This is a genomic window from Rhodopseudomonas sp. AAP120 (assembly GCF_001295845.1).
GTDB lineage: Bacteria > Pseudomonadota > Alphaproteobacteria > Rhizobiales > Xanthobacteraceae > Rhodopseudomonas.
Map to the genome: position 1 here is coordinate 1 of NZ_LJIC01000192.1, position 24,774 is coordinate 24,774.

Here is a 24,774-nt window from a genome sequence, read left to right on the forward strand (position 1 = left end):
GGCCGGGACGAGCCCGGCCATGACGAGTTGATAGTGAACGAATAACAGCGACACTCACTTGGCGGCAACGAGCGACCAGTGAGCTACCAACCTCACACGTCGGCGAGGTCGTCTTCGAGAATCGCCATCTGGAACTGGAACGAGCGATCGTCGTCCTCGTCGTCGACGAACAGCACGCCGACGAACTCCTCGCCGATATACACTTCGGCGGAATCGTCCTTCTTGGGCCGCGGCACCACGCGGATCTTCGGATTGCCGAACACCTTCTTGAGATAGGCATCGAGCTTTCTGACTTCCTGAACGTCCACGGTGATCTCCAATCTAAAACAAAGGCTTCCGAGGCGATGCGGGCCGGATGATCCGCCGGGCGATCGCTGCGAGCGAGGCCGCCGTCAGTACGTTTTCGAGCCGCCCGCCGCAACCCCTCGCGCCGAGTTGCGAACCGCATTCGCGGCGATGTGCACGGGCGATTCCGGCGGTCACAAACCGATTGCGTTGAGCATCTGATCCATGGTGCGCGACGGCTCGGCGCAGCCCGCCTCGCCCACCACCTTGGCCGGCACGCCGGCGACGGTCATGTTGTGCGGCACCGTCTTCAGCACCACCGAGCCGGCGGCGATGCGGGCGCAGTGACCGACTTCGATGTTGCCGAGAATCTTCGCGCCGGCGCCGATCATCACGCCGCGGCGAATTTTCGGATGACGGTCCTCGTGCTCCTTGCCGGTGCCGCCGAGCGTCACGCCGTGCAGGATCGAGACGTCGTCCTCGATCACCGCGGTCTCGCCGACCACGAGGCCGGTGGCATGGTCGAGGAAAATCCCGCGGCCGATCTTCGCCGCCGGGTTGATATCGGTCTGAAACACCGCCGAGGCGCGGCTCTGCAGATACAGCGCGAAGTCCTTGCGGCCCTTCAGATGCAGCCAGTGCGCCAGACGATGCGCCTGGATGGCGTGGAAGCCCTTGAAGTACAGCAGCGGATCGATGAAGCGCGAGGTCGCCGGATCGCGATCGAACACCGCCACCATGTCGGCGCGGAAGGCGTTGCCGATGTCGGGCTCGTCGCGCAGCGCGTCTTCGAAGGTCTGGCGGATCAGGTCGCTCGACAGCGCCGAATGATCGAGCCGCGCCGCCACGCGATGCACCACCGCGTCCTCGAGACGATCATGATGCAGCACGCTCGCATAGATGAACGAGGCGAGCTCCGGCTCGCGGCGGACGACGTCTTCCGCTTCGCTACGCACTCGCTCCCAGATCGGATCGAGCGTCGTCAGCGTCGCCGTCTGCGGATTGACCTGATGCATCACCATGCCGGCTCTCTCGATCTCGTCTGCTCCGGTCACTATAGCACGCCGGCGGTGAACCTGTCGCGGCGGCCGCAGTCCGTCTCCGGACCATTCCGCCACCTGCGTAACACATTGATCCAATGCGACATTCACGGAGCGGACCGGTTCCGTCTCGCGAAAGTCGCAGATCTTGAGGTGGGGAGCGTCGCGATGGCGTCAAGCGGTGGTCGTTGCCGTCACGGCCGGCGGGCCAGGAAATCGACCACGCCTTCCTTGTAGACGCGGTCGCCGACCGCCCGCATGTGGTCACGCCGCGGGATGTCGAGCACTTCGGAGCCGGGAATGATGCCGCTGAGTTCGAGCGCCGAGCCGGCGACGTCATCGTCGGTGCCGACCGCGATCAGCACCGGCACCGGGATCTTCGCCGCATCCTCTGCGCTCATCAGGCCGCGCGAGCCGCGCATGCAGGCAGCGAGCGCGGCGTGGTCGGAGCGGGTCTGATCGGCGAAGGCGCGAAACGTCCGGCCGACCGGATCGGTGACATCGTCGAGCGACGGCGCCAGCAGCGCCTGCGCGACGTTCTCGCCCGGACGGCCTTCGTTGCTCAGCAGCCCCATGCCGAGGCCGCCGAGCACAACCGAGCGCACGAGCTGCGGCTGCCACCGCGCCAGATTGGCGCTGATCCGCGCGCCCATCGAATAGCCCATCAGATCGGCGCGCGGGATCGCCAGATGCTGCATCAGCGCCGCGACGTCGCCGGCCATTTTGCCAAGTTCATAGTCGGCGGGATCGTACAGCTTGGCCGACTCGCCGTGGCCGCGGTTGTCGAGTGCGATGACGCGGCGGCCGGCACGCTTCAGCTCCGACAACCACGACGGATACACCCAGTTGACGTTCTTGTTCGACGCGAAGCCGTGCACCAGCACGATCGGCTCACCCTCGCCGTCGTCGAGATACGCGATATCGATTCCGCCGTGATCGAAGCTCGGCATGCATTGTCCGGATGTTGTGAGCGGGAAGGTTGTTAGTTGACGACGAAAGCATTCAGATGAGGCGATACGCGCGGGCTTTCAGCATGCCCGGCGTCATTGCGAGCCGAAGCGAAGCAATCCCGGCCCACGCGTTGCCCCGCCGGAACATGGATTGCGTCGTCGCTTCGCGCCTCGCAATGACGATTGTGAGGCAGACGGCGCATTTTTTCCGCGCGACACCATCCGCTGGTTAAGACGGCGCCATCAGACGACCCACCGCCGTGTCCGCGCGGACACGTTCGGCTTCGGCGCGTTTGGCTTCGGCGATCAGGCGACGGGCGCGGCGGGCCTTGCCGCGGTCGATCCAGCTTTGCGTCAGGCGTTCGACACCGGATTTCAAGGAGGCGACCAGGCCAAACAGCGTCATCAGCGCACCAAAGATCCACCAGGCGAAATTCCACGCGCCGGTGGTGAGCAGCAGCGCGCCGCGGCCGAGGATCTTCAGGAAGGCGCGGGTCTGGCTGCCCTTCGACTCGGCGAGCTTCGCCGCACGGGCGACGTCCTTGGGGCCCTCGGCGATCTTCAGCGTATCGAGGGCGCCGCGGGTGCCGGCTTTTTCGCCGACCCGGCCGACATCCTTGGCGAGCCGCATCAGCCCGCCCGCCTTCTCGGTCCGGAACGCCGCCTTGACGGCGGTCACGGTCTTGTCCGGGCGCACCACGGCCCCATCCGCCACCGCGCGCCGCAGCGCCGGAGCGTCGACCACCTCGCGGGCGGAGCGGCCGGCCCAACTCGCCAGGCCTTCGCCGAGCCGGCCGACCTTGCGGGCGTCCTTCACCAGCGTCAGCCCTGCCCGCACCGGCGCGGCCCCGCCGACCGTCACATAGGTGGCTGCTGTGATCGCAATTCCCGCCGCGGCGAGCCCCAGCACCAGCCGGTCCGCCTCGGCCCCGGTCGCCAGGTTGCTCCCTTCGCGGATCACGTCGCGGATATCACCGAACACGAACAGATCGCCTGCCACCGTGCCGGACAGGCTGGCCCCGTCGTCGGCCTGGCCGGTGATCAGTCCGGTGGCGAAACGCGTAGCGACGCCGGTTGCAGATCGCTCGGCCGCAACCGTTTCGGCGACACGCTGTATCACATCGTCGGGAAGCGTGATGTTCCGCGCGGCGGCAAGCTGCACCAAACTATCCGCCAGTTCCGGATCGTGAGCTTGCAGCGCCTCGTCGATATTCCGCCCGATGAGGCTGGGGTCCCGCTGCAAAGCTGCCGAGAGTTGCAGTTCCGACAGTTGCGCCGGATCGTCCTGCGCGGCAAGAAACGCCGCACTACGTCGGGCATGCGGCCACGTCAGCACCAGCGCAACCGCGCAGAGTGCGATGCCGGCTTTCGCGATGCCCAGCTTCAGACCCATCAACCAACCCTCACCAGTCTCATGTGGGGGTGTCACACCTCGGACACAACCGATCCGACCAAAGAAGGGCTTCTCCAACATCATGGGATTGTGTCGAATTTCGATGGGCAAAGCCTGTCCGGGCGCTCTAGGAATCATGCAGCGTCGCCGGTATGGTGCGCTGCACCGTGATGTGCCCTCTCCGTCGCGAGTAAAGGTGAGCTGATGTCCGACCACGTGGTTCCACATTTCCAGAACGATGCCGGTGTTGCCATGATCGAGATCGGCTCGAAGGAATTCATGTGCGTCGGCGCAAACCCGCCGTTCGATCATCCGCACGTGTTCCTCGATCTCGGCAACGACAACGAGATCATCTGCCCGTATTGCTCGACGCTGTATCGCTACGCGCCCGACCTCGCGCCCGGCCAGGCGCGGCCGCCGGAATGCGTACTGAAGGACAAGGTCGCCTGATCGTCTCGTGTCGGACGCCCGCACGATCGTCGTTGCAGGTGCGGGTATCGGCGGACTAACGGCTTCGCTCGCGTTGGCGGCGAAGGGCTTTCGAGTCATCATTCTTGAGAAGGCCGAGCGGCTGGCGGAAGCCGGCGCCGGCCTGCAAATCTCCCCCAATGCCAGCCGCGTGCTGGTCGATCTCGGCCTCGCCGGCCGGCTGGCGCCGCGTGCGATCGCGCCTGATGCCGTGACGGTGATGAGCGCCCGCACCGGGCGCCCGCTGGTGCGGCTGCCGCTCGGCGCAGAGGCTGCAACGCGCGCCGGGGCGCCCTATTGGGTGCTCCACCGCGCCGATCTGCAGGCAGCGCTGCACGCCCAGGCCGAGGCTCATCCGGCGATCGAACTGCGGCTCGGCTGCGTGGTCGAGGATTACGCCAGCCATGTCCACGGCATCAGCGTCGGGCACCGCCGTCACGGCGAACGCGGCGACACGCAGGCGCTGGCGCTGATCGGCGCCGACGGCATCTGGTCGGCGGTGCGCGGCCAGCTGTTTCCAAGCAGCGGGCCGCATTTCAGCGGGCTGATCGCCTGGCGCGGCACGATCGAAGCCCCGGCGCTGCCGAGCGGCGAACCGCTGCGCGGCGTCCAGCTATGGATGGGGCCGCGTGCTCACCTCGTCGCCTATCCGATCTCCGGCGGACGGCTCGTCAACCTGGTGGCAATCGTGCCGGACGATTGGCAGCGCGAAGGCTGGAGCGCGCCGGGCGAACCGCGCGAGATGCAGAGCCGCTTCGCCGCGGCCGGCTGGGCACCGGCGGCCCGGTTGCTGATCGAAGCGGTCGAGATCTGGAAGCGCTGGGCTCTGTTCGCAATGCCGGACGGCGGCGCCTGGACCACCGGAGCGACCGCCCTGCTCGGCGACGCAGCGCACGGCATGTTGCCGTTCGCGGCCCAGGGTGCAGCGATGGCGATCGAAGATGCGGCTGTGCTGGCGCAGTGCCTCGGCGACAGCCACGGCGCCGGGACGACCGGCGATGCGCTGTCGGTGCCGGCCTCGCTGCGGCGCTATGCCGAGGCGCGGCGGGCGCGGGTGGCGCGGGTCCAGCGGCTCGCCCGGCAGAACGGCCAGATCTATCACCTCGCCGGCCCGATGGCGCTGGCGCGCGATCTCGCGATGCAGGCGCTCGGCGGCGAGCGGCTGCTGGCGCGGCAGGCCTGGATCTACGACTGGCGGCTGTGAGCCGTGGCGATCAGCGCGTGGCGCGGCCGGCGCGCGGCTTCCCGGCGGCGGGCGCCGTCGCCGGTGGTGCCGGCTCGGTGCATTTGTTGTCCCGCCATGTCTGATCGGCCAGTCGCGAAAGCGCCTTCTGGTTGATGTAGTCGTTGCGGTACGCGACCTCGGAGACAACCGAACCGGCCACACCGGTTTCGGCCTTGCGCATCAGCCCGTCGAGTTCGGCCAGCCGCGCGTCGAGGCCCTTGCGCTCGACGGCGAGTTGCTCGCAGTTGTACAGCTCATAGCGAGCCGGATCGACGAACGCCTGCGACATCGCGCTGTCGCCGATCGCCGCGCAGCCGGACAGCCCCGCACCGGACAGCAGACCGGCGCCGAGCAGCACGAAACGAGAAAGCCTGAAAGACATCGTCATGGGCCGCGTCTATAGACACAAACGAGGCGTTCGTAAAATCAGCCTCGCATGTCCGCAGTGTGGCCGCCGCTGCCTTGGCGGGCCATCCGCGCAGCGATAGGGTCCGGCGGGACACGCAGGGCCAACGCAGGATCGACGCAATGCCGACCCCACCGACCTTCCCGGCCGAGGCCTTCGCCACCAAGGCGAACGCGCACGCGCTGTATGTCGGCGACCGCATCAACACCTCCGGCTTCGAGGAGCAGGCCCTGTCCTCCGTGCCGCTGGCGGTGCGGGCCGGCGCCGGAATCGCGGTGCTGTTCCGCTACGGCGTGGTGGTGCTGATCGGGCTGACGACCGAGGAGGAAGCCGCCTTCCTGCAGCGGCTGAAGCCGCGCATCGGCGGCGCCTTCGGCAATATCGACGACGAGACCGCGGCGTTCCAGCTCGACGGCGAAGATCAGGTCGCGGCCGGCGGGCCGATCCAGCTCCGCCAGATGTCGCTGGAGCGGTTGCTGATCATCGCCGACGTGCTGGCCAAGAGCGTCGTGCTCGCGCATGACGAGCGCGAGGTCGCCAAGGTGTTCGAAGTGATCGAGCCGTTCGCCCGCGAACTCGCCGAGCACGGCCACACCCGGCGCAGCCGCCCGGCGATGATGAAGCTGATCGGCAACGCGCTGCTGGTGCAGCACCGCGTCTCCGGGCGGGTCGCCATCACCGAAAAGCCCGACGCGCTGTGGGAGCGCCCCGACCTCGAACGCCTCTACGCCAGGCTCGAGGACGAATACGAACTGAAAGAGCGCGTCGACACGCTGAACCGCAAGCTCGAAGTCGTCGCCGACACCGCCTCGACGCTCGCCGACATCATCGATACCCGCCGCGCGCTACGCCTCGAGCTGATCGTCGTCCTGCTGATCGCCATCGAGGTCGTGGTCGCGATGGTGCAGATCGCGATGGGGCGTGGACATTGACCCGGAGCTCCTGCGTGCTGGTCTCGGCAAACGCAGCAAGTCCGTCGCGATGCCCGACCTGATCCGGCGCGGCACGGCCGCCGACGTCGAGGCCATCACCGACCTGACGATGCGTGCCTACACCAAGTGGCTCGCACTGATCGGCTACGAGCCGTTGCCGATGCTCGCCGACTACGCGGCGGCGATCCGGCAGCATCGCTTCGATCTGCTGGAAGCCGACGACCGCCTCGTCGCGTTGATCGAAACCGAGCTGCGCGACGACGACCTCCTGATCGTCAACGTCGCGGTGTCGCCGGACGCACAGAAGCGCGGCTACGGCCGCCGCCTGCTGGCTCTGGCCGAACGGATCGCCGCCGAGGCCGGCCGCGACACGCTGCGGCTCTACACGAACGAACGCTTCGAAGAAAACATCCGACTCTACGCGTCGCTCGGCTACGTCCAGGAGCGCTTGGAAACCCGCGCCAACGGAGCCCGCGTGGTGCATATGGTGAAGCGGATCGGGTAGCGGCAATTACCCACTTTCTTGCCCTCAAAAATATTAGGTACGGAGTAGGGAAAAGTCACAGCCGCTCAACGCGGCACCGGCAGACCATTGCCCCCTCTGGACTTATCACTCTTCCCACTCCTCCGCCTGCTTGAGTGATCTCTCGATATCACGCGTCGCATCCTTCAGAAGTGCGTCGTACAGCTCAAACGAAGGCGAGAAACGGGGGAGAGTGGCTAGAATCTCCTCGCACTTCTTCTTTGTTTCAAGGTCACGCGGCATCGGCTGTCCCGCAACACCAGATCGCAATCCGCTAATGGCCGAACCGTACAAGGAACTGATTGCCTCCTTTTGCGCTTCTGAGCCAATCATTTTCGCCTTCTCAAGAAGGCGTCCAACAAAACCGACCTCCCTGAAAACAAACCCCGGGTCAGCCTCGGCAAGGATGCCTGCAATCAGTCTAATATCGTTCGCATCACCGACTTTGACCCAATTCTCGAGGAAGTCGACTGTCTCGCCTTCGTAGGGGCCAAACATCGCCTCGAACAACTCCCGCGAACGATATTGGAACGAGAAGGGCTTATCCTTCCCTTCCTTCATCCAGTTTGCCAGCATGACAAGCAACTCGCCGCAAACCTCCGATTGCTTGAATTTCAGAGGAACGCTTCCGTACGGCCCATGGTTTATCGGCCGGAAGCTCCAATCCTCCATTCCTGCTGCCTCCACCCGCTTCATCAGAAACTGCGCGGTCTCTCTCGGAAACACCTGAGAAGCATGAGCAAGGAATGTCTCGATCCAGTGATCCTCAAGGTTGGGAAGCGGCATGATCTTCTCGAAGAGCATCAGCACATCTTCAATCTTCAGCACTGCAAAGCCCAGGAGCTGTTCCCAGGCGAAGATCGTCAACAGTTCGCTCGCCAGCCCCTTCGAGTCCCCGATCTTGGCCAGCCGAACGAATTCGAGGGCGAGGTCCGGTCGCGCTTTGGCAACCGAACGGATTGCCGCAATCGCACCACTAACGACCTCGACACTTTCATGAACAAGCAGGAGACGGAGGACGTCCAGTTCCTGTTCGCTCCACCGTTCAGTTCTGAGGATTCTCTCCAACGCGTGCGCCACCTGCGCAAGAAGCGGTGGCTGGCCGGTGGCAAGAAGCTGCGCAATCAGCGCCCTGACCTCCTCCGGGTCAGTGTCCCAGATGGTACTGAGAGCCGTCGAAACGAAACCTTGGGTCTCCGAAGTCTCGCGCCTTATTGCATCGCGGATGATCGCTGTCGCGAAATCCGCTGAAGCCGTGATCAAGGTTCCATACACGGCAAAAGGTGTGCCGGGTTTGTCCATACTGGCGCGAATTCCGCGAAGCAGTTGGGCTATATAGGCGTGAAGCTCTTCTGCAACCGGATAGGCAACAAGCAGGTCTTTTGCCAACCGTTCGAGATGGGCGTTGAACTTCTTTTCGTAGTCATTTGGGTTAAAGCGACCAAGATCGACGTCGTAACCGCCAATCAGGACGGCAACAGTACGAAACTCCAGATTACTCGGGAGGCACTTCTTGATCCGGTGAGCCACCTCGGTCGTCGGTCCTTGACCGTAATTCGCGTGCCATGCGACTGAACGCCATACCGAGAGCGCGACAAGGGGATCGACTGCTCCAGCCTGAAGGACGCTCTCTACTCTCTTCATTTCATCGATGAAAACTCCTGTCCAAGATTTGCGCGTTTCGTCGGGCACGATGGCGCCGAACAGCCCCATCGGGTAGCGAAAGGCATCGGCCAGAGAGTTAGCAGCCGAAACCCCAGCCCGAACACTTTTCCCAGTCAACAACTCCACCAACGCATCGAACGCCTTCTCGCGTAGCGGCTTCACGAAGGTCGCGGATACATAGAACGGGCCGAACGACATCGCGGACTTCTTGAACTCGGTCGTATGGCCCTCTGTCTTGAAGATTGCGCGAAGAATGTCGATGGGTGAGTATGCACGGGTCCAGGCGTTCGGCGTCCTCATCAATCCAATTGTGAACTCAACGACCTTTTCGTTGTACTTAAAGGGTTTGTTAGGCCGAACCTCACACATTTCAGCAAGGATCCGGATGGGGTGTTCGGGAGTCGAATTCAGTTCCCGCTTATCGTCACTTCCTAGCTCCCAGAGATCTTCGCATACGCGCTCAAGATGCTCGAAATTGTAGCCTGCTAGACGAAGAATGCCTGGCAACTGATTCAGAAACAAACCTTTCCGAATGAGATCTTCAGCGAAGTCCAGAGCCTTTTCTGGCTGGTAGTAAGCCACGGCCTTCACGGCATTGATGTGAGGGTCGCCGTACTCATGCTGCGGCTTCAATCTACGCCAGACGCCGTCGATCAGCTTGCTATTGCTGGTGTCTCCGTTGGCGCGCCGCCAGTCGAGTTTCCCCAGATTGACGAGAAGATGCTCTCCGTGCTTGCGCGGGTCGGCGGCCTCGAATACCCGCTCGGCGTAGCCCGAGGAGGCACCCTCCGGCCCCACGCAATGATCTTCAATCAAGAAGTCCGCCAAGACGTCGGGGGAAAGGCGATATCGGGTGCCACGTTTGAAGACGACACCTGCTTCAGTCAGCAAGCGAATAAGCCGCTTCGATTCATGAGCCTTAATTCCTTCCACCTGCTCGATGAGTTGCGGAAGTGAATCATCATCAGGATGAAATGGCTGCACCAAGGCAAGTACGCGAAGGATGGCTTTGATATTTGTGATATCGCCCTTTGCTCCGATTTCACCGGCAATGACGTCGCGAAACCTCCCGAAAAGCAGCTTTCTAAACGAGTCCTCATGCTGTGCAAAATCGATACTGAGCCGCTGCTTTGCAACGATTTGGGCGCCCACGACGGTGGCGAGCGGGCAGTCGCGGGTCACAGATGCGATTGACTTGGCGGCCGCCTCCGGTCCGGAATATTTGGCAAGTACCTGCTTCGCCAGCTCTTCCGCCTCTTCAAGGGTGAGCGGGACCAGGTTGACCGTCCGGACCTTCTCTCCGACCAAAGAGAACGTACTGGCCTGCGATTCGAGGTAAGTCAGGCCGTAGGGGCGCAAGGCCAGCAACAATTTCGCCTCGTTGGACGGGTCCGCAGCATACTGAAACAGGAGCTCTAGATCGTCCTGATCGTGGGCGTCATCGACGACGAGAAGTTTCGGGCGCCCCCCAAGGTCCTCAAGGCTCCTTTTAGAGAGTTCAGCATTCCTGGATAGATGGCGAACAACAACCCCAGTGTGTGTTTCCTCAAATTCTTGGACGGTTTTCTTCAGGAGCTTCGACTTACCCGAGCCTCCTGTGCCGGTCAGCATAACGACTGAAATGCCTTCATCATCCAGAGCGTCGCGCATGTCCGCCAGGTCTTGCCGCCGTCCGACGAGTACCCATTCGTGATTGAAGAGACTCTCTGGACTTTCAAACGGAGAAAAGAACTCCGCCGTCGTTTCCCAGGGACTCGTGTAGTCCTCTCCTAAGAGAGCAAAGCGTTGCCCTCGAAAGAAGATGTCGACCAAACGAATTTGCTCTTCCTTCGGGAGTTGACGAACTATGTGCGAAATATCCTCACGATCCCAAATCTCCCAATCCGGCTCCGATTTGAGTTCGGCGCGTTCCTTGGGACTGGCTACTTTGGTGAGTAGCAAGACTTTTTTCGTGGCAACCACCGTGTGGGCGGTTACCGCGGCCCGGACCTTCCCCGGACCGAATTTGGTCACTCGCTTGCATTGAAAGCTGTGGGAATTGCCGTCGGAAAAATGGACCATAATGTCGACGCCATCTTGCGTATGCCCCTGTCCGCCAGCCCGCTCGACGCGGGCGGTAGGGTAGCGGACCTGCAAGAAGTACTTACAAAAGCGCTCGAAGCTGTCAGGGGAAAGGGCATCGATCGGAAAGGGCTGATCGAAGCTCGCGACCACTGTCTTTGCGGTGTAGCCAGCAGCGGCAAGCAAGGCTTCCGCGTCCGCTTTGAGAACGGCGGCTATTAGCGGGATTTGCTTGTCTTGTGGCCTAGATTGCCCAGCTTCCCACCTGTCGATCGATCGCAGCGGGATTTTAACCAGCTTGGCAAGGTCACTCCGAGTGGCAATGCCCACCCTTTGGCGCAAGTCCGCAACAAAACTACCAAATTTCGTAAACGGCCTTTTCATTGGAAATCCATTGACGATTAATATTGGTGCGGGCGGCCGGGGTCGAACCGGCACAGACCTCTCGGTCCGAGGGATTTTAAGTCCCTTGCGTCTACCAATTTCGCCACGCCCGCATCGGCGCGCTCGCGCCGTGGTGCTTTCGCAGCATCGAGGAGTGTGCGGCGCACTGCGCCGTTCCTTAAGTTCGATGCCGCGTTGCATCACGCCCGAAGGCCTGCCCTGACGCGTCGCCGCCGCAATGCCCGATTCCGCGCCAGAGCGCCGCATTCATAGTCGAGGGCGCGGCGCAACGCAAAGCGGGGTTGCGGCCGCGGGGCGGCTTCGCCGGCCGCGCGCTTTGACATCACCCCCGACTTTCGAGTGAGATACCGCCAGGTGCTTGCATGCCGGGGGTTCGGCGGATCGATGCGGCGTGGTGCGCGCATCCTCCGCCGAGGTTGCCCGGTCCTTGCATACAAGGCGCCGACGTCGTCCTGCCGCAACCTGCCATCGCAAGGGTAATTCACCACATGCCGACCATCGACCGCATCGACGCTTTCGCCGACGAGCTGACCGCGATCCGCCGCGATCTGCACATGCATCCGGAGATCGGCTTCGAGGAAGTCCGCACCTCCAACATCGTCGCCGAGAAGCTCGACGCCTGGGGCATCGAGGTGTTTCGCGGGCTCGGCGGCACCGGCGTCGTCGGCGTGCTGAAGGGAAAAGGTGACGGCGGCCGTCGGATCGGCCTGCGCGCCGACATGGACGCGCTGCCGATGGAGGAGCACACCAATCTCGGCTGGCGCTCGACCATCCCCGGCCGCTTCCACGGCTGCGGCCATGACGGCCACACCACCATGCTGCTCGGCACCGCGCGCTATCTCGCCGAGACTCGCAATTTCGACGGCACCGTGCATTTCATCTTCCAGCCGGCCGAAGAAGGCCTCGGCGGCGCCCGCGCGATGCTGAAAGACGGGCTGTTCCAGAAGTTCCCGTGCGACGAGCTCTACGGGCTACACAACGCGCCCGACCTCGCGCATGGCGAGATCGCCGTCCTGCCCGGCCCGGCGATGGCCGGCGCAGACTTCTTCGACATCACCATCTCCGGTTACGGCGCCCATGGCGCGATGCCGGAGCGCTCGAAGGATCCGGTGGTGATCGCGATGACGCTCGGCCAGGCGCTGCAGACCATCGTCAGCCGCAACGTCGACCCGCTGCATTCGGCGGTGCTGTCGATCACCCAGATCCATTCCGGCTCCGCCTACAACGTGATTCCCGGCGAAGCGCGGCTCGCCGGCACGGTCCGGGCGTTCTCCGACGACATCCGCAAGCTGGTGCGCGAGCGCATGCGCGCGCTTGCCGCCGGCATCGCGGCGGCGTTCGACGTCGAGATCCACGTCGAGATCCGCGACATCTTCAGCGTGCTGGTGAACCAGCAGGAGCAGAGCGACGTCGTCGCCGAAGTGGCGCGCGGCGTGGTCGGCGACGCCAACGTCAAGCTGCGCGAGCAGCCGAAGATGGGCAGCGAGGATTTCGCCGACATGCTGCAGGCGATCCCCGGCGCGTATTTCTGGGTCGGCCACGACGGCGACGTGCCGGTGCACAATCCCGGCTACGTGCTCGACGACAAGATCCTGCCGATCGGCGCCAGCATGTTCGCCCGGATCGTCGAAACCCGCCTGCCGGTGGCCGCCAATGTCTGACGGCATCAGCAGCAAGACCACCGCGCTCAATGACCTCTCCGCCACCGAACTGCTCGCCGGCTACTACGGCAAGCAGTTCTCGCCCGCCGAGGTGATGGACGAGGTGATCGCCCAGGCCGAGCGCTGGGAGCCGCATCTCAACGCGCTGTATGCGTTCGATCCGGACGGCGCGCGGCGCGCCGCGCGGGCCGCGACCGAGCGCTGGGCGAAGGGCGAGCCGCAGGGCCTGCTCGACGGCGTGCCGGTCACCATCAAGGAGAACGTCGCCACGCAGGGCACGCCGGTGCCGCTCGGCGTGCCGATCACCGCGCTGGCGCCGGCCGCCGTCGATGCCCCACCCGCAGCGCGGCTGCGCGAGGCCGGCGGCATCATCTGGAGCAAGACCACCATGCCGGATTTCGGCATGTTGTCGTCGGGCCTGTCGAGCTTCCACGGCGTCACCCGCAATCCCTGGGACGTCACGCAGAACACCGGAGGCTCATCCGCTGGTGCGGGCGCCGCGGGTGCGGCCGGCTACGGGCCGCTGCATCTCGGCACGGATATCGGCGGCTCGGTGCGACTGCCGGCGAACTGGTGCGGCATCTTCGCGCTGAAACCGTCGCTCGGCCGCGTGCCGATCGATCCGCCCTATGTCGGCCGCTGCGCCGGGCCGATGACGCGCACCGTCGACGACGCGGCGCTGATGATGAGCGTGCTGTCACAGCCCGATCCGCGCGACGGCATGAGCCTGCCGCCGCAGGACATCGCCTGGAGCGAGCTCGAGATCGATCTGCGCGGCAAGACTGTCGGCCTGCTCACCGACCTCGGCTTCGGCATGGCGCTGGAGGACGACGTCCGCCGCGTCGTGACCGACGCCGCGCGCCTGCTGGAACAGCAGGGCGCGATCGTCAAGGAGGTGCAGCTCGACTTCACCCGCGAGGCGATGGACGGGCTGGATATGTTCTGGCGCGCGCGGATGTGGGACGACGTCAGCAAGCTCAGCGAAGCACAGCGCGCCCAAGTGCTGCCCTACATCGTGCGCTGGGCAGAAGGCGGCGCAAATCTCACCGGGGTCGATGTGGTCCGCGGCTTCAACCAGACCATGACGATTCGTGCGATGGGAGCCAAGCTGTTCGCCAACATCGACTACCTGATCTCGCCGGTCGCGCCGGTAGTCAGCTTCGCCGCCGACATTGCCTCGCCGCTCGACGATCCGAATACTCCATTCGACCATATCCTCTATACCGTTCCGTGGAATATGGCGGAGAATCCCGCTGCCTCGATCAACGGTGGCTATAGTTCGAAAGGTTTTCCGATCGGCGTGCAGATCGTCGGCCGCCGCTACGATGACCTCGGCGTTCTGCGCGTGGCAAAAGCCTTCGAAGGCCTGCGCGGCGCGCAGAAGCCGTGGCCGGTGGCGCCGCGCTAGCCGCGGAGGACGATGGCTTGTGTGAGCGCTTAGTCGCACACGGCCGTCATGCGCGGGCTCGACCCGCGCATCCATCTCCTTCATAAGGGATGGATGGCCGGGTCAAGCCCGGCCATGACGTCGTACAAACAAAAACACGCTGGAGGAAACCAGATGCCGTACGAGACCATCAAATACGAGGTCGCCGACCAGATCCTCACCATCACGCTGAACCGGCCTGAGAAGCTGAATTCGTTCACGCCGACGATGCAGCGCGAGCTGATCGAGGCGTTCGACAAGGCCGATGCCGACGACAATGTCCGCGCCATCATCGTCACCGGCGAAGGCCGCGCGTTCTGCGCCGGCGCCGACCTGTCGTCCGGCGCCGATACGTTCGATCGCGACGCCCGGCGCGGCCCGGTGCGCCGGAACGCCGACGGCTCGGCCGATTACTCCGACCCGCAGGTCCGCGACGGCGGCGGCCAGGTGACGCTGCGCATCTTCAAATGCCTGAAGCCGGTGATCGCGGCGGTGAACGGCCCGGCGGTCGGCATCGGCGTCACCATGCAGCTGGCGATGGACATCCGCATCGCCTCCGACGCGGCGCGGTTCGGCTTCGTGTTTTCACAGCGTGGCATCGTACCCGAAGCGGCGTCGAGCTGGTTCCTGCCGCGCATCGTCGGCATCGCCCAGGCGCTCGAGTGGTGCTACACCGGCCGCGTGTTCCCGGCGCAGGAAGCGCTCGAAGGCAAGCTCGTCAGCCGCGTCGTGCCGGCCGACCAGCTGCTCGAGACCGCGCGCACGCTCGCCAAGGAGATCGCCGCCAAGACCGCGCCGGTGTCGGTGGCGCTGATCCGGCAGATGATGTGGCGGATGATGGGCGCGGACGATCCGATGGAAGCCCACAAGATCGACAGCCGCGGCATCTACGAACGCGGACGCTCCGACGACGTCAAGGAAGGCGTGAGCTCGTTCCTGGAAAAGCGCCCGGCGCAGTTCAAGAACAAGGTCACCACCGACATGCCGCCCTATTTCCCGTGGTGGGATGAGCGCGAGTACAAGTAAGCGCTCGACCATAACATCGAACGCTGTGCCCCGGACAAGGCGCAGCGCGCCGCCTTGCGGCGTGTTGCGCCGCAGATCCGGGGCCCCGGTTACGGCTGTAGAGCCAGGCAACCGGGGTCCCGGGTCTGCGGAGCAGCGTTGCACGCTGCACCGCGCCCGGGACACGGCTCACCCTGGTTAGCCGGCAACAGCTCGTAGGATGGGTTGAGCCGAAGGCGAAACCCATCGCCGCATGCGATCCCCGCTGATGGGGTTCGCTGCGCTCAACCCATACGACTAACCATCCTTGGCCGGCGCGGCCTTCAACTCCGGAAAGTCTTCTTCGCGAAATTCGAGGCCGCGCGGCGTTTCGGCTTGATCCTGCTGATGCTCGATGCGGCGCAGCTGCACGCGGCGGATTTTTCCCGAAATCGTCTTCGGTAGTTCGGAGACGATCTCGAGCTTGCGGATGCGCTTGAACGGGGCCAGCCGGCCTTGCATGTGCTTGAAGATCGACAGCGCGGTGTCGCGCGAGCGTTCGGCCTCCGCAGTGAGCAGCACATAGGCTTTCGGAATCGCCAGCTTGATCGGATCGGGACTCGGCACCACCGCGGCTTCGGCCACGAGGTCGTGCTCGAGCAGCACGCTCTCCAGCTCGAACGGCGAGATGCGATAATCCGACGACTTGAACACGTCGTCGGTACGGCCGACGAACGTCAAGTAACCATCCTCATCCGCGAAGGCGACGTCGCCGGAGCGATACGCCTCGCCCTCGGCGCCCGACAGCTTGCCGCCCTCGCCCTGATAACCTTGCATCAGCCCTGCGGGACGAGCCTCACCGAGCGCCAGCGTGATCTCGCCCTCGGTCGCGGGATGACCGTCGGCATCGGTGATCTTGACGACGTAGCCCGGCAGCGGCCGGCCCATCGAGCCGATCTTCACCGGCTGCCCCGGCGAATTGCCGACCATGGCGGTGGTTTCGGTCTGGCCGTAACCATCGCGGATGGTGAGACCCCAGGCGGCCTTGACCTGATCGATCACTTCCGGATTGAGCGGCTCGCCGGCGCCGCAAACCTCGCGCAGCGAGACTTGGTAGTCCGCCAACTTCTCCTGAATGAACATCCGCCACACCGTCGGCGGCGCGCACAGCGTGGTGACGCCGCAGCGACCGATCGTCGTCAGCAGGCTCTTGGCGTCGAACCGCGGCTGGTTGACGACGAAAACGGTGGCGCCGGCGTTCCACGGCGCGAAAAGACAGCTCCAGGCGTGCTTGGCCCAGCCCGGCGACGAGATGTTGAGATGCACGTCGCCCGGCTGCAGCCCGAGCCAATACATCGTCGACAGCGCGCCGACCGGATAGGAGCGCTGGCTGTGCCGCACCAGCTTCGGTTTCGCCGTGGTGCCGGAGGTGAAGTACAGCAGCATCGGATCGTCGGCTTGCGTCGGCCCGTCCGGGCTGAAGCTGTCGGGCTGCTGCGCGGTCTCGGCATAAGCGAGCCAGCCGTCCTGCGCGTCGCCGACGACGATGCGCAGCAGATCGTCGCCGCCGAGGTCCTTGAACTTCGCGACCTGATCGGGCGCGGCGACCACCGCCCTGGCGCGGCCGCGGTCGAGCCGGTCGCGCAGTTCCTCCGGCGTCAGCAGCGTGGTCGCCGGGATGGTGACAAGCCCGAGCTTGATCGCCGCCAGCATCACCTCCCACAGCGGCACGACATTTCCCAGCAGCAGCAACAGATGATCGCCGCGCTTCAGGCCCTTGGCGCGCAGATAGTTCGCGACCTGGTTGGAGCGCTTCGACAGATGCGCAAAGGTCGGCTTTTCTTCCCTGCCGGTGGTGCCGTCGACGATCCACAGTGCGGGTCGGTTGCGGCTATCGGCATTGCTGGCGAGCTCGGCGTCGAACCAGTCGAGCGCCCAGTTGAACGGCACCGGATCAGGCCAGCGGAATCCGGCGACGGCAGCGGTGTAGTCGGTGCGGTGGTCGAGCAGGAACGAACGCGCTTGCTGGAACGTGGTCATGGCGACACCTCGCTTGCGAGGCACGGCGGCCACTCTCATTCGCCCGTCATGGCCGGGCTTGCCCCGGCCATCCATCTTCTTGCGAAAGAGCGATGGACGCGCGGGTCAAGCCCGCGCATGACGGCCGCTAAGGTGGCGGCGCCGTGCGCAACATCAGACTGCTTACTTCCGCCCCTGCTCGCGCAGGTAGTTGATGATCCCGGAAAAATCCGTGCCGCCGTGGCCGGCCTGTTCGAAGGCGGCGTAGAGTTCGGCGGCGTGGGAGCCGAGCGGCGTCGCGGCGCCGGAGGATTTTGCCGCTTCCTGCGACAAATTGAGGTCCTTCAGCATCAGCGCGGCGGCGAAGCCGGGCTTGTAGCCGTTGTTGGCCGGCGAGGTCGGGACCGGGCCGGGCACCGGGCAATAGGTCGTCAGCGACCAGCATTGACCCGACGACGTCGAGGCGACGTCGAACAACGCCTGATGCGACAGGCCGAGCTTTTCGGCCAGCGTGAACGCCTCGCCGACCGCGATCATCGAGATGCCGAGGATCATGTTGTTGCAGATCTTCGCCGCCTGCCCCGCGCCGGCGCCGCCGCAATGCACGATCTTCTTGCCCATCATTTCGAGGATCGGCTTGGCCGCAGCGAACGCTGCTTCGCTGCCACCCGCCATGAAGGTCAGCGTCGCACCCTTGGCGCCGCCAGTGCCGCCGGAGACCGGCGCATCGACCGAAGCGGCGCCATGCTTGGCGGCGAGCGCATGCGCCTGCACGGCGCTTTCGACGTCGATGGTCGAGCAGTCGATGATCAGCGAGCCCTTGGCGGCGTGCGGCAGGATCTCGTTCCACACTGCCAGCACGTGCTTGCCGGCGGGCAGCATGGTGACGATCACGTCCGCGCCTTTCACCGCGTCGATCGCGGTCGGCGCGGTGGCGACGCCCTCGGCCTTGACCGCGTCACACGACGCCGCCGCCAGATCGAAACCAGTGACCTTCTGCCCGGCCTTCGCCAGATTGACGGCCATCGGGCCGCCCATGTTGCCGAGACCGATGAATGCAATCGCCGTCATGTTCGTCCCCTTGGTCCCTCGATGATCCCGGTTTCTTCAGCCCGGAAATTTCAGTTCGTCAGCGCCGCGATCGACAAAGTAGCGCGCCACGATGTCGGGCGTCACCTCCCCGATCGTCGCGGGCCGCCATTTCGGCTGGCGATCCTTGTCGATCACCGCGGCGCGCACGCCCTCGACGAAATCGTAGCTGGCGAACACTTCGAGCGCGGCACGATACTCGTGCACCAGACACTCCTGCAGCGACGCCGCACGGCGCGCCATCCGCAGCAGCTTCAGCGTCACCTTCAGGCTGGTCGGCGACTTGATGCGCAGCGTCTTCAGGGCCGCCTGTGCAAACTCGGAGCCGTCCTGCTCCAGCGCTGCGACGATCTCGTCGATGCTGTCCTTGCCGAACGCCGCATCGATCTCGGCCTGATACTGTTGCGCCGGGCCCGGATCGGGCGCGAGGCTGAAGCGCGCGATGATCTCGCGCACCTGCGCAGCGGTGGCTCCCGCGGGGGCCGCGGTCAGTGCTTCGCGCAGATCGGGCCACACCACGCTGGGCACGAAGTTGTCGGCAAACTTGGCGTGGATCGCATCGGCGCCGTTCATGATCTCGCCGGTCAGGCCGAAATACGTGCCGATCTCGCCGGGCGCGCGTGTCAGCAGCCATGTGCCGCCGACATCGGGGAAGAAACCGATCCCGACTTCCGGCATCGCGATCTTGGTCTTCTCGGTGACGATGCGATGGCTGCCATGACCGGCAATGCCGACGCCGCCGCCCATCACCAGCCCGTCCATGAACGCCACATAGGGCTTCGGATAAGCCGCGATGCGCGCATTCATGATGTATTCTTCGCGCCAGAACACCTTGCCGAGGTCGCCGCCCTCGCGCGCGCTGTGATACAGGCCGACGATATCGCCGCCAGCGCACAGGCCCCGTTCGCCCGCCCCTTCCACCAGGATGAGCGCGATCTGCGGATCGGCCGCGAAGGCGATCAGCGCGCGATCGAATTCGCGCGTCATCTCCAGCGTCAGCGCATTGATGGCTTTGGGACGGTTCAGGCGGATGACGCCGGCAGCGCCCTCGCGCCGGACGATCAGGTCGGGTTCGCTCGTGGCTGCGTTCATCGTGCGCCCTCGATCAGCTTGCGCGCTACGATCAGCCGCATGATCTCGTTGGTCCCCTCGAGGATCTGGTGCACCCGCAGATCGCGCACCAGCTTCTCGACGCCGTATTCCGCCAGATAGCCGTAGCCGCCATGCAGCTGCAGCGCGGCGTTGGCGACGTCGAAGCCGGTGTCGGTGCCGAACCTTTTCGCCATCGCGCACAGCTTGGTGGCGTCGGGATCCTTTCGGTCGAGTGCCGCGGCCGCGCGCCACAGAAAGGTGCGTGCGGCTTCGAGCTCGGTCGCCATGTCGGCGAGCTTGAACTGCAGCGCCTGGAATTCGTCGAGCCGCTTGCCGAACGCCTTGCGCTCCTTGGTGTAGTCGAGCGCGCGGTCGAGCGCGGCCTGGGCGCCGCCGAGCGAGCATGCGGCAATGTTGAGGCGGCCGCCGTCAAGCCCGGCCATCGCAATCTTGAATCCGATGCCTTCGTCGCCGAGCCGGTTGGCGACCGGCACGCGCGCGTTTTCGAAAATCACCGCGCGAGTCGGCTGCGCATTCCAACCCATCTTGCGCTCGTTGGCGCCGAAGCTGAGGCCGGGCGTGTCTTTGTCCACGACCAGCGTCGAGATGCCGCCGGGGCCATCGCCACCGGTCCGCACCATCACGACGTAAAGATCATTGGCGCCGGCGCCGGAGATGAACTGCTTCTGCCCGTTCAGCACGTAGTGATCACCGTCGCGCACCGCGCGGGTCCGCAGCGCTGCCGCATCCGAACCGGAGCCGGGCTCGGTCAGGCAATAGCTCGCGACGTGCTCCATGCTGCACAGCTTCGGCAGCCATTGCTGCCGCTGCTCATCGGAGCCGTAGCTGTCGATCATCCACGCCGCCATGTTGTGGATGGAGATGAAGGCGGACACCGCCGGGCAGCCGGTCGCGAGCGCCTCGAAGATCAACGCCGCATCGAACCGCGTCATCGCGCTGCCGCCGACGTCGTCGCGGATGTAGATGCCGCCGATGCCGAGCGCCGCCGCCTCCCGGATCACGTCCAGCGGCAGGTGCTTGTCTTCATCCCATTGCAGCGCATGCGGCGCGATTTTCTCGGCCGCGAAGTCGCGCGCCATCTCACGGATGGCGCGCTGGTCTTCGTTGAGGTCGAACTGCATGGCAGCCGACGCTTACTTCATCAGCGGGATCGAAAACTCCGCGCCTTCCTTCACGCCCGAGGGCCAGCGCGAGGTGACGGTCTTGGTCTTGGTGTAGAACCGCACCGAGTCCGGACCATGCTGATTGAGGTCACCGAAGCCCGACTTCTTCCAGCCCCCGAAGGTGTAGTAGGCGATCGGCACCGGGATCGGCACGTTGACGCCGACCATGCCGACATTGACCTTGGCGGCGAAGTCACGCGCGGCGTCGCCGTCGCGGGTGAAGATCGCGACGCCGTTGCCGTAGTCGTGGTCCGACGGCAGCGCCAGCGCTTCGGCGTAGTCGTGGGCGCGGACCACGCTCAGCACCGGGCCGAAGATCTCTTCCTTGTAGATCCGCATGTCCTTGGTGACGTTGTCGAACAGGCAGCCGCCGAGATAGAAGCCATTCTCGTAGCCCTGCATCTTGAAGCCGCGGCCGTCGACCGCGAGCGTCGCGCCTTCCTGAACGCCGATCTCAACGTAGTTCTTGACGCGCTCCAGCGCTTCCTTGGTCACCAGCGGGCCGTAGTCGGCGGTCGGATCGGTCGAGGGGCCGATCTTCAGCGACTCGACGCGCGGGATCAGCTTTTCCATCAGCTTGTCGGCGGTGGCCTTGCCGACCGGCACGGCGACCGAGATCGCCATGCAGCGCTCGCCGGCCGAGCCGTAGCCGGCGCCGATCAGCGCGTCGACGGTCTGGTCCATGTCGGCGTCGGGCATGATGATGGCGTGGTTCTTGGCGCCGCCGAAGCACTGCGCGCGCTTGCCGGTCTGCGCCGCGCGCTCATAGATGTACTGCGCGATCGGCGACGAGCCGACGAAGCCGACGGCCTTAATGTCCGGATCGTCGAGGATGGCGTCGACGGCTTCCTTGTCGCCGTTGACGACGTTGAGGATGCCGGGCGGCAGGCCGGCCTCGAGCATCAGCGCCGCCAGCGCCATCGGCACGCCCGGATCGCGCTCCGACGGCTTCAGGATGAACGCGTTGCCGCAGGCGATCGCCGGGGCGAACTTCCACATCGGGATCATCGCCGGGAAGTTGAACGGCGTGATGCCGGCGACGACTCCCAAGGGTTGCCGCATCGAATAGATGTCGATGCCGGGGCCGGCGCCCTCGGTGTATTCCCCCTTCATCAGATGCGGAATGCCGCAGGCGAATTCGGCGACCTCGAGGCCGCGCTGGATGTCGCCCTTGGCGTCCGGAATGGTCTTGCCGTGCTCACGCGCCAGCAGCTCGGCGAGCTTGTCGTAGTCGCGCTGCACCAGTTCGAGGAACTTCATCAGCACACGGGCGCGGCGCTGCGGATTGGTGGCGCCCCACTCCGGCTGCGCGGCCTTGGCGTTCTCGACGGCGGCGCGCATCTCGGCTTTGGTGGCCAGCGCGACCTTGGCCTTGACCTCGCCGGTCATCGGCTCGAACACGTCGGCGAACCGTCCCGACTTGCCCTCGACGTCCTTGCCGCCGATGAAGTGCCCGATCGTGCGCATTCATTCCTCCTCGAAGGGGTGTTTTCTGTCCCCCTTGAACAGCCTTTTTTGGGCTTTGGGAAGAGCCTGCGCGCGGACGAGCCCCGCCAAAATGCGGACGCCGCGGCAAGCGGCATAACGCCACCGTTGCGGGCGGCGCGACCGCAAGTGGAGCGTGTCGAGCGTCAGTCCTGTGCGGCGAGCTTGGACTTCGATTTCGTCGCGCCCGCGGCTTTGGCTGCGGACCTGTCAGCGGATTTTCCAACTCCCCGACCTGTTCCGGCCGGTTTCGCCGGAGCCTTCGTCGCTTCCGCGCGGCCGAGCACCGCCTCGCGCCCCGCCTGCAGAATCGTGTCCGAAAGCTCTCCTGTGCCGGCGATCCGGGCCAGCAGCAGCGTGCCCATCATGGTGGCGAGCGTCGCCATCGCCTGCTTTCGCGCGGCTTTGGGAGAAGCGTCGACGTATTCGGACGCGATCGCGTCGATCATCTCGTCGAGCTTGGCGGCGAACACCTTGCGGGTCTTCGAGCTCTCACGAGCGATCTCGGCGCCGAGCGCCGGCACGGCGCAACCGCGTCCGGGATCGTCGCGGTGCGTCGCCGACAGGTAATTCTCGACGATCAGCGCCAGCCGCTGCTCGCGCGGCGTATCGGCCGCCAGCTTGCGCCAGCGCTCGGTCGAACGATCCATCGCATAGGCGAAGGCTTCGATCAGCAACTGCTCGCGCGAGGCGAAATGCGCATAGAAGCCGCCATGGGTGAGGCCGGCCTCTTTCATCAGATCGGCCACGCCGACGCCGTGCGCGCCCTTCTCCCGCAGCCGCACCGACGCCTTTTGCACGATGCGGGCGTGGGTTTCGAGTTTATGTTCCTTGGAATAGCGCATCTGCGCTCCGTGCCGTGTCTCGAATGATAGATGCCCGGACTGAGATATGTCCGGGATCATATTATGACATCGAACGCCGCGCTACGCTGCAAGTTTCGAGCGCCCTCAGGAGTCTTGCGGAGGCGCCCCGTCTTGCGACGGCCCCTCGCCACCGATCATCGCGAAGGTCGCGGTCGCGTGCACCGCAAGCTTGCCGGCGCCGTCATATACGAAGCCCTCGGCATAGCTCGACTGCCGGCCGAGCTTCACCACCCGCCCTTCCGCCTGAATGGTGCCTGAACGTACCGAGAGGGGTCGAAGATAGGTCAACTTCAGATCCATCGTGACGGCCCCTCTTCCGGCCGGCAGCTCGGTCGAAATTGCACATCCCATCGCAGTGTCGAGCAGGGCCGCAGCCACCGCGCCGTGCAGCAAGCCGACCGTATTCTCTAGGCTCTGCTCGGGGTCGAGCTGCATCACGATACGACCGGGATGCACTTCGGCCATCTTGAAGCCAATCAGCCGCGCCAGCGGCGGCGGCGGCAGACGCCCGTCGCGAATGGCGGCCATCGCTTCGATGCCGGGCATCGTCATGCTCGCCCGCGCGACCGGCCCAGGCTCCTGCCAATCGACGGTGCGGCTGCGCCGCCGCGAGGGCGCGAACAATTCCAAGGATCCAGGCTCGTCCAGCAGGGTCATCGCGCATCTCTTGTAATGATGATCATCATACTACAAATCGCGCCGCTGCGACAAGGGCCGAGGCATCACGCTTGACAGCCCGGCCCGATTGCCGGCCAAGATGCCGCACGTCCCGCCCCTGTTCGCGAGCAATCCATGCAGATGCTGAACTCCCATTGCGGCCTCGACCGCGACTCCCGCGGCGTCGCGACGCTGACGATCTGCAATGCGGGCCCGCTCAACATTCTGAACAGCACCGTGATCGATGCGGTACGCGAGGGGCTGGAACAACTTGCCTCCGACGAAACATTGCGCGTGCTGATCATCGCCGGCGAGAGCGGCCGTAGCATGATCGGCGGCGCCGACATCAAGGAAATGGCGACGCTCGATCAGGCGTCCGCCGAGCGCTTCATCACCGGCCTCGGCAATCTGTGCGAGACGGTCCGCACCATGCCTTGCCCCGTGATCGCCCGCATTCCGGGCTGGTGCCTCGGCGGCGGCCTGGAATTCGCCGCAGCCTGCGATTTTCGCGTCGCCACCGAGGATGCGAAGTTCGCGATGCCCGAAGTGCGCGTCGGCATTCCCTCGGTGATTCACGCGGCGCTGCTGCCGCGGCTGATCGGCTGGAGCCGCACCCGCTGGCTGCTGATGACCGCCGACACCATCGATGCGCCGACCGCGCTTGCCTGGGGCCTGATCGACAAGATCGCCGTTGCTGACCAACTCGATGCGGCGATCGAAAGCCTGGTCGAATCGCTGCTGGCCTGCGGGCCGCAGGCGCTGCGGTCGCAGAAGGCGCTGCTCGCCGCCTGGCACGACATGCCGCTCGGCGAGGCCGTCGCGCATTCGGTCGGAGAGTTCGGACGCGCCTATCTGACCGGCGAGCCGCAGCGGCTGATGGGCGAGTTTCTCAACCGCAAACGCTGATCCTCACGACGTGTTGCGTTGCGGCAGCTTGCAAAGCCCGCCGCGTTTTATA

At 65.0% G+C, this 24,774-nt stretch carries 21 protein-coding genes and 1 tRNA gene; 8 read left to right on the forward strand and 14 right to left on the reverse strand.

Annotated elements, in window-relative coordinates:
- Positions 1–92: 92 nt before the first annotated feature.
- From IP86_RS25535 to IP86_RS25550, 4 genes are all read right to left on the reverse strand, one after another.
- Positions 93–308, reverse strand: a complete 216-nt coding sequence (locus IP86_RS25535; protein WP_054165275.1) for a DUF3126 family protein — start codon at positions 306–308, stop codon at positions 93–95.
- Positions 309–479: 171 nt separating this feature from the next.
- The gene (gene cysE, locus IP86_RS25540) at positions 480–1,307 is read right to left on the reverse strand and encodes a serine O-acetyltransferase (RefSeq protein ID WP_054165252.1); all 828 of its coding nucleotides are present in this window, start codon (positions 1,305–1,307) and stop codon (positions 480–482) included.
- Between the two features lie 212 nt (positions 1,308–1,519).
- The gene (locus IP86_RS25545; RefSeq protein ID WP_054165253.1) at positions 1,520–2,275 is read right to left on the reverse strand and encodes an alpha/beta fold hydrolase; all 756 of its coding nucleotides are present in this window, start codon (positions 2,273–2,275) and stop codon (positions 1,520–1,522) included.
- 229 nt (positions 2,276–2,504) lie between these two features.
- Entirely contained in the window at positions 2,505–3,668 is a 1,164-nt protein-coding gene (locus IP86_RS25550) for a hypothetical protein (RefSeq protein WP_054165254.1), read from the reverse strand.
- A 204-nt stretch (positions 3,669–3,872) separates the two neighbouring features.
- Here IP86_RS25550 and IP86_RS25555 point away from each other — a divergent pair, with 204 nt between their 5' ends.
- The gene (locus IP86_RS25555; protein ID WP_054165255.1) at positions 3,873–4,118 is read left to right on the forward strand and encodes a zinc-finger domain-containing protein; all 246 of its coding nucleotides are present in this window, start codon (positions 3,873–3,875) and stop codon (positions 4,116–4,118) included.
- Positions 4,119–4,125: 7 nt separating this feature from the next.
- Positions 4,126–5,340 (forward strand): FAD-dependent monooxygenase, encoded by a 1,215-nt coding sequence (locus IP86_RS25560; protein WP_054165256.1) that lies wholly within the window; start codon positions 4,126–4,128, stop codon positions 5,338–5,340.
- Positions 5,341–5,350: 10 nt separating this feature from the next.
- Here IP86_RS25560 and IP86_RS25565 read toward each other — a convergent pair whose 3' ends face one another.
- Positions 5,351–5,719, reverse strand: coding sequence for a twin-arginine translocation pathway signal (locus IP86_RS25565; protein ID WP_502583862.1), 369 nt, complete (start codon positions 5,717–5,719; stop codon positions 5,351–5,353).
- A gap of 170 nt (positions 5,720–5,889) precedes the next feature.
- Here IP86_RS25565 and IP86_RS25570 point away from each other — a divergent pair, with 170 nt between their 5' ends.
- Together IP86_RS25570 and IP86_RS25575 are read left to right on the forward strand one after the other, a co-directional pair.
- A complete protein-coding gene (locus IP86_RS25570; RefSeq protein ID WP_054165257.1) occupies positions 5,890–6,699 on the forward strand; it encodes an RMD1 family protein in 810 nt (269 codons plus the stop codon).
- Positions 6,689–7,204: a GNAT family N-acetyltransferase gene (locus IP86_RS25575; RefSeq protein ID WP_245290737.1), complete on the forward strand. Its 516-nt coding sequence runs from the start codon at positions 6,689–6,691 to the stop codon at positions 7,202–7,204. The genes IP86_RS25570 and IP86_RS25575 overlap by 11 nt, the downstream gene beginning before the upstream one ends.
- 105 nt (positions 7,205–7,309) lie before the next feature.
- Here the strand turns inward: IP86_RS25575 and IP86_RS25580 are convergent, their stop codons facing one another.
- Positions 7,310–11,332 (reverse strand): ATP-binding protein, encoded by a 4,023-nt coding sequence (locus IP86_RS25580; protein ID WP_054165258.1) that lies wholly within the window; start codon positions 11,330–11,332, stop codon positions 7,310–7,312.
- A gap of 24 nt (positions 11,333–11,356) precedes the next feature.
- A tRNA-Leu gene (locus tag IP86_RS25585) sits at positions 11,357–11,445 on the reverse strand.
- A 396-nt stretch (positions 11,446–11,841) separates the two neighbouring features.
- Here IP86_RS25585 and IP86_RS25590 point away from each other — a divergent pair.
- The 3 genes from IP86_RS25590 (at position 11,842) to IP86_RS25600 (ending at position 15,466) form a co-directional block, all read left to right on the forward strand.
- Complete coding sequence (locus IP86_RS25590; protein WP_054165259.1) at positions 11,842–13,014, forward strand: M20 aminoacylase family protein; 1,173 nt, start codon at positions 11,842–11,844, stop codon at positions 13,012–13,014.
- Positions 13,007–14,422 carry an amidase gene (locus tag IP86_RS25595; RefSeq protein WP_054165260.1) on the forward strand — a complete coding sequence of 472 codons (1,416 nt, stop codon included), beginning with the start codon at positions 13,007–13,009 and terminating at the stop codon, positions 14,420–14,422. The genes IP86_RS25590 and IP86_RS25595 overlap by 8 nt, the downstream gene beginning before the upstream one ends.
- Before the next feature lie 153 nt (positions 14,423–14,575).
- Positions 14,576–15,466, forward strand: a complete 891-nt coding sequence (locus IP86_RS25600; protein WP_054165261.1) for a crotonase/enoyl-CoA hydratase family protein — start codon at positions 14,576–14,578, stop codon at positions 15,464–15,466.
- Positions 15,467–15,742: 276 nt separating this feature from the next.
- Here IP86_RS25600 and IP86_RS25605 read toward each other — a convergent pair whose 3' ends face one another.
- From IP86_RS25605 to IP86_RS25635, 7 genes are all read right to left on the reverse strand, one after another.
- A complete protein-coding gene (locus IP86_RS25605) occupies positions 15,743–17,464 on the reverse strand; it encodes an AMP-binding protein (RefSeq protein ID WP_054165262.1) in 1,722 nt (573 codons plus the stop codon).
- 162 nt (positions 17,465–17,626) lie between these two features.
- Positions 17,627–18,514 carry a 3-hydroxyisobutyrate dehydrogenase gene (gene mmsB, locus IP86_RS25610; RefSeq protein WP_054165263.1) on the reverse strand — a complete coding sequence of 296 codons (888 nt, stop codon included), beginning with the start codon at positions 18,512–18,514 and terminating at the stop codon, positions 17,627–17,629.
- A gap of 36 nt (positions 18,515–18,550) precedes the next feature.
- Positions 18,551–19,624 carry an enoyl-CoA hydratase/isomerase family protein gene (locus IP86_RS25615; RefSeq protein WP_054165264.1) on the reverse strand — a complete coding sequence of 358 codons (1,074 nt, stop codon included), beginning with the start codon at positions 19,622–19,624 and terminating at the stop codon, positions 18,551–18,553.
- Complete coding sequence (locus IP86_RS25620; RefSeq protein WP_054165265.1) at positions 19,621–20,766, reverse strand: isobutyryl-CoA dehydrogenase; 1,146 nt, start codon at positions 20,764–20,766, stop codon at positions 19,621–19,623. Before IP86_RS25620 ends, IP86_RS25615 begins: the two co-directional genes overlap by 4 nt.
- A 12-nt stretch (positions 20,767–20,778) precedes the next feature.
- Positions 20,779–22,275 carry a CoA-acylating methylmalonate-semialdehyde dehydrogenase gene (locus IP86_RS25625; RefSeq protein WP_054165266.1) on the reverse strand — a complete coding sequence of 499 codons (1,497 nt, stop codon included), beginning with the start codon at positions 22,273–22,275 and terminating at the stop codon, positions 20,779–20,781.
- 164 nt (positions 22,276–22,439) lie between these two features.
- Complete coding sequence (locus IP86_RS25630) at positions 22,440–23,138, reverse strand: TetR/AcrR family transcriptional regulator (RefSeq protein WP_054165267.1); 699 nt, start codon at positions 23,136–23,138, stop codon at positions 22,440–22,442.
- A gap of 105 nt (positions 23,139–23,243) precedes the next feature.
- The gene (locus tag IP86_RS25635; RefSeq protein ID WP_054165268.1) at positions 23,244–23,816 is read right to left on the reverse strand and encodes a PaaI family thioesterase; all 573 of its coding nucleotides are present in this window, start codon (positions 23,814–23,816) and stop codon (positions 23,244–23,246) included.
- Between the two features lie 135 nt (positions 23,817–23,951).
- Between IP86_RS25635 and IP86_RS25640 the strand changes: the two genes are divergently transcribed.
- On the forward strand, positions 23,952–24,722 hold the full coding sequence (locus IP86_RS25640; protein ID WP_054165269.1) for an enoyl-CoA hydratase: 771 nt from the start codon (positions 23,952–23,954) through the stop codon (positions 24,720–24,722).
- The last annotated feature ends 52 nt before the right edge of the window (positions 24,723–24,774 follow it).